The following is a 5,390-nucleotide window of genomic DNA, read 5'->3' as shown; positions in this document are numbered from 1 at the left end:
TCAACGATAATGACCTCAACGTTGACCGGCGTCTGCGGCATTCTGGCTACCTGATAATTGTGGAAGTTTGATTCATTTATTTGGCCATTGGAAGCGGTAATTTGGCCAATTGCACAGCTTATGCCGTAAATCAGCCCACCTTCACATTGCGCGCGAACGTGTTCCGGATTGACGACCGTACCGGCATCCAATGCAACATAGGCTTTGGGAATTGACCAGTTGCCTCTGTCGTCAACGTCGACTTCAATGATAACCGCTGCATAGGTCAGGAAAGATCGATGCGCAGCCAGCCCCAAAAAGCGGCCTTGCTCGTGTCGCTTAGACCAGTTTGCCTTTTCGCAAACGGTGTTAATGACATTTTTTAAGCGTGCGGTGTCAACCGGATAGTCTTCCAGCGGATCGCCGTAGTTGCCGTACTTCGCATTACTCTTTGAAAAGTCTATGTGTCTGTCAGGGCCAATCAGTTCCAGCAGTAAGGCTTGTTGGTCTTTACCTGTGCGCTGGGCAATTTCATCTACAAACGACTGAATAGCAAAGGCGTGGTAAACATTGGCGACACTGCGGAGCCAGCCAATTCGCACGTGCGCTTGCGCTTCACCGCGCTCCAACTGCAGATTTTCTATGTTGAACGGAGTATCCACCATTCCCAGGTCCAGTTCACCGTCGCTGGGTTTGTTGGCGGCGGGGTTAAACGTTGACGAAATACTCGGAAACACGGAATTGTGCAGCCACCCAGTAACCTGATTTTGTTCGTTTAACGTGGCGGTTAGCGCTTGTGCGCTCACCGTGTGGAAGTAACCGTGCTGAATGTCATCTTCACGTCGCCACACCACTTTTACCGGCCGCTTCATCGCTTTGGCTAGCAGTGCCGCTTCTACTACGAAATCAGGCTTGGATTTACGCCCGAAGCCACCACCCAACAGCGTAACATTGATAGTCACATTTTCAGGGTCCAGATTTAAAGCCGCGGCGACAACCTGACGGGCAGATTGTGGTGTTTGTGTACAGGCCCAGATTTCGGCCTTATCTTCGGTAACAACGGCGGTTGCCGCTGGTGGCTCCATCGGCGCCTGAGCAAGGTGAGGCGCATAATATTGTGCTTCCATTACCGATGCGGCTTGTTGTTTCGCTTCCGCAAAGTTACCTTGCTGACGCACAACCTCACCAGGCGTGGTTGCAGTTGCAAGCAGCTGTTCACGGTACGCTGCAGAGTCGTAGCCGGCATTAGGGCTGTCTGACCATTTAATTTTTAGTGCGCGACTGGCTTGCCAGGCATGCCAGGTATTGTTCGCGATCACGGCTACGCCACCCAGTGGTTTAAACATGGCTGGCGCTTCCGGTGCGGGGAGCGTAATAACATCCACTACGCCCGCCATCTTTTTGATGTCAGCATCGTTAACCGATTCCACCCCGCTGAACACAACAGGGGGGCGTTGTATAACCGCAAAGCACATGTTGTCTAAAATGACGTCCTGACCATAGACAGCCTGACCTGATGTCATTGCATGAATGTCCAGACTACGCATGGGCTTGCCAATGGACTGCCAGTCTTCACGGGCTTTGAGGGTAAGCTGGTCAGGTTCGGGGAGCGGTAATGTGGCGGCAACTGCCACCAGTTTACCAAACGCTATACGCTTGCCACTTGGTGTGTGTTTAACGTGGTGGTTTTCAACGTCACAATCGTTAATATCGACCTGCCAGCCCTTGGCTGCCGCAGCGCGAAGTAGGTAAGCAGCGGTTGCTCCCGCTTCCCGTAACCGGTCGAAGTTACGTCGAATACTGCGCGAGCCATCGGTATTCTGGTCACCGTATTTAGGGTGGCCGGTCGCTTGTACCACGTTAACGTGTTGCCAGTCAGCACCCAGTTCCTCCACAATAACCTGTGGAATACTGGTGCGAATTTGCTGACCCATTTCAGAACGGTGGCAGGTAATGTCAACGTCACCGTTTTCATGAATAGCGATAAATACACTGGGTGTCAGGCTCTCTGAGGCGGGTGCATCAGCGAACATCGCACTGGGGCGAGAGGCGGGTAGTAGGGTCAGGCCCAGTGTAAAACCTGACGCTGTGGCGCTGCGTTTTAAAAACGCGCGTCGTGACGTAGAGATAGTTTCAGCCATGACTATACCTTCCCTGCTGCCGTTTTGATTGCCGCCCGAATACGCGGGTAGGTACCGCAACGGCAAATGTTGCCCGACATGTAACTCTCAATGTCCTCATCGCTGGGATTTGCATTTTTACTCAGCAATGCAGCCGCCTGCATCATTTGACCACTCTGACAATAACCACATTGGGGCACGTTGTGCTCCCGCCAGGCTTCCTGCACCGGGTGTGAAGCGTCTTTCGATAATCCCTCGATGGTCGTTACCGTTTTGCCCTGAATGGCTGACATGGGGAGTTGACAAGAGCGGGTAGGTTCTCCGTCAATGTGCACAGTGCATGCGCCACATAAGGCCATGCCACAGGAGAACTTGGTGCCTGTCATCTTCAGGTCGTCACGAATGAACCACAATAGTGGCATCGCCGGATCGCCGTCATAATCAAAGGTGTTTTTATTGATTGTCACTTTCATGGTGAGTGTCCTTCACGCAGTGTAGTTATCATGAATATAAAAGACCATGATTGAGATACGAACACAATGCCTATTCCTATTAAATGCATGTCGAATCGATAAATGGTCATGATCTATGCACAATCCGTTAACTTAGCAACATTTTGAGCTTGTTTTCATTGGCATTCTTCACAAGGTTTTTGTAAAGTTGATGTTAATTATAATAATGATTTTACCTACCGAGGGACTTTTAATGCCAAATGAAGTGACGGCAACACCTCTTGAGTGCTTGTACAAATGGGAAACCACCACACCTGACAGCCGCTGTTTTGTTCAACCCGTGAACGGCGAGTACCAGGAATACGACTGGAAAATGGTCGCGAATACGGTACGACGTATCGCTTATCGACTTGAAGCCATGCAGTTGGAAAAAGGCAGCCGCATCGCTATTTTGGCAAAAAACTGTGCAGAGTGGATCATGACAGATTTGGCCATCATGATGACGGGGCACATCTCCGTGCCTATTTTTGCCACTGCAGGCACTGAAACCATTCAATATGTATTAAACCACGCAGACGTGAAAGTCGTGTTTATCGGTAAACTAGACGATGCTGACAATCAGATTGCTGCCATACCCGAAGAGATCAAAACCGTCGCATTTCCATACCCCGGTATCAAAGCAGACGAATACTGGGCAGAGTTTTTAGACTGTCCGGCAATGACAGACAGTCCGGTGCCGAATGCTACCGACCTGATGACGATTATTTACACCTCGGGCAGCACAGGCCATCCAAAAGGCGTTATGCATACCTTTGACTCTATGAGTTGGGCAGGCACTGTAGGGCGAGGTGACTTAAGCTTATCTCAACAAGATCGCTTACTGAGTTATTTGCCGCTGGCCCACATCACTGAACGCGTATTGGTGGAAATGGCAGCATTGCATGCTGGCATGCAGCTGTTTTTTGTTGAGTCACTGGATACATTCCAACGTGATGTGCAGCATTGTAAACCGACATTGTTTGTTTCTGTGCCGCGACTGTGGACGAAATTTCAACTGGGTATATTGCACAAGCTGCCACAGAAAAAACTGGATATGTTGTTGCGTATTCCTATCGTTAGCAGCCTGATCAAGCGTAAAATTAAAGCCGGCCTGGGGTTATCGGAAGTCAAAATATGCGCCAGTGGTTCAGCGCCGATCCCTCCTTCAGTTATTACCTGGTTTGCCCGCCTGGGCGTGGAAATTTGCGAAGGGTGGGGCATGACTGAAAATGCAGCACTGGGCACCGCATCACTGCCATTTCGTCACGACAAAATCGGTTGTATCGGCCATCCCTGGAGTGGTGTTGATATTAAATTGTCGGAAGAAGGTGAGCTATTGGTGAAGTCCCGGGCCAACATGGTTGGTTATTACCTGGATGAAGAAAAAACCAAAGAAGCCTTCACCGAAGACGGGTATTTGCGCACCGGTGACAAAGCCACGGTAGATGCCGATAACTATTATAAAATAACCGGGCGAATCAAAGACATTTTCAAAACGGCCAAAGGTAAGTACGTGACGCCAGCGCCTATAGAGGCGAAACTGATGGAGAATGTGCTAATTGAACAGGTGTGTGTCACTGGCGCCAGCCTGGCACAGCCCATTGCCTTATTGGTGTTATCGGAAGAAGGTCAGGAATTACCAGATCATCAGGTAACCGCCTCGCTGAATGAAACACTGGCCCACGTAAATGCAAAACTGGAAAGCCATCAACGGCTTGACCGACTGATTGTAATGATGGAAGCCTGGACCATTGAGAACGGACTGCTTACGCCAACATTGAAAGTAAAGCGTCATGTGTTGGAAGAACGCTTTCCAGATGTCATCAATCAGGGGTATGATGACAAAATAGTGTGGGAAAATTAACCAAAACAGGGGGCAATTATGTTGCGCAAAGGATTGTTAGTCAGTGTATTTGTACTGAGTTCTTCTCAGGTGTTGGCGGGCGCTAAGGAATTGAACGACGCCGCTAATCACTTATGTAATAAAGTGAAAGTCTGTATTCAAAAAGAAATTTCCATGAACGATGACATACCGGCATCCATGATGGGAATGGTCGAAAACATGGTAGGTGAAATGTGCACGCAATTCACCTCCATCGCCGAAGTACACGAGTTTCAGGATCTGGTAGATCCCGCCACGGCGTGCTTAAACTCCATGGCTGCCCGGGACTGTGACACCCTGATGAATGCAGATGAAGAAACGCAAGCCTGTCAGGATTATCAAAAATTGGCTGACAAATACGGAAACTAAGCATAAAAGGGCGGTGACGTGTCTAGTGTCTCCGCCAAAATCTGTGTGACGTAAATCCCCAGCTCAACCCATATCAAATAAAGCAGACATAAAAAATCAGCCAATCAACTGTTGCATAACCATGATGCTATACAGCGTGATTGGCTGACTATATGTATTTATTGTATGGAGTATTAAACAGCCAATTAAAATTGAACCTGGCCGTTGTTAAAGCTTATTCGTACTGACGTTCCATCCACATGATCTGCATTTTAAGGTCGTTAATTTCTTTTTTAGCATCGGCTAATTCCTCAACAATGGAGCGATCCTGTATTGCATTATTGTCATATGACTTGTTCAGAGTATTGCTATCTTGTTGTGACATAAGTCTTCACCACGCTTTATTAAAGTAAGGGTACAAAGGTTTTTTTGTAATGATACATGAAAGTTTACTTTCATTGTTACAAAATTTCCTAAAAATGTAGCGAATACCAGGCATTTTTTGGATTGATAGTTGTTTTTTATACTCAATATTACAAAGTGATTTCGGCTTTTAGGTCAACTTGACTT

The 5,390-nt window shown here is 48.1% G+C and carries 5 protein-coding genes; 2 read left to right on the top strand and 3 right to left on the bottom strand.

Annotated elements, in window-relative coordinates:
• Window positions 1–2,120: xanthine dehydrogenase family protein molybdopterin-binding subunit (locus AC4MRN_RS15470; RefSeq protein ID WP_491203776.1), on the bottom strand; the 2,120-nt coding region annotated here is incomplete at its 3' end.
• A gap of 2 nt (window positions 2,121–2,122) precedes the next feature.
• On the bottom strand, window positions 2,123–2,572 hold the full coding sequence (locus AC4MRN_RS15465; protein ID WP_073321914.1) for a (2Fe-2S)-binding protein: 450 nt from the start codon (window positions 2,570–2,572) through the stop codon (window positions 2,123–2,125).
• 232 nt (window positions 2,573–2,804) lie between these two features.
• Here AC4MRN_RS15465 and AC4MRN_RS15460 point away from each other — a divergent pair, with 232 nt between their 5' ends.
• Window positions 2,805–4,454 carry an AMP-binding protein gene (locus AC4MRN_RS15460; RefSeq protein WP_491203775.1) on the top strand — a complete coding sequence of 550 codons (1,650 nt, stop codon included), beginning with the start codon at window positions 2,805–2,807 and terminating at the stop codon, window positions 4,452–4,454.
• 18 nt (window positions 4,455–4,472) lie between these two features.
• On the top strand, window positions 4,473–4,841 hold the full coding sequence (locus AC4MRN_RS15455) for a hypothetical protein (RefSeq protein ID WP_491203774.1): 369 nt from the start codon (window positions 4,473–4,475) through the stop codon (window positions 4,839–4,841).
• 214 nt (window positions 4,842–5,055) lie between these two features.
• Here the strand turns inward: AC4MRN_RS15455 and AC4MRN_RS15450 are convergent, their stop codons facing one another.
• Window positions 5,056–5,205, bottom strand: a complete 150-nt coding sequence (locus tag AC4MRN_RS15450) for a hypothetical protein (protein WP_175555791.1) — start codon at window positions 5,203–5,205, stop codon at window positions 5,056–5,058.
• Window positions 5,206–5,390 lie beyond the last annotated feature (185 nt).

It is taken from the genome of Marisediminitalea sp. (genome assembly GCF_984433645.1).
The sequence above is the reverse complement of the archived record's forward strand: the minus strand, read 5'-3'. Positions and strand labels throughout refer to the sequence as shown.

Coding starts and splice junctions, on each gene's coding strand:
- AC4MRN_RS15460 (WP_491203775.1), top strand. CDS start 2,805: ATGCCAAATGAAGTGACGGCAACACCTCTTGAGTGCTTGTACAAATGG.
- AC4MRN_RS15465 (WP_073321914.1), bottom strand. CDS start 2,572: ATGAAAGTGACAATCAATAAAAACACCTTTGATTATGACGGCGATCCG.
- AC4MRN_RS15450 (WP_175555791.1), bottom strand. CDS start 5,205: ATGTCACAACAAGATAGCAATACTCTGAACAAGTCATATGACAATAAT.
- AC4MRN_RS15455 (WP_491203774.1), top strand. CDS start 4,473: ATGTTGCGCAAAGGATTGTTAGTCAGTGTATTTGTACTGAGTTCTTCT.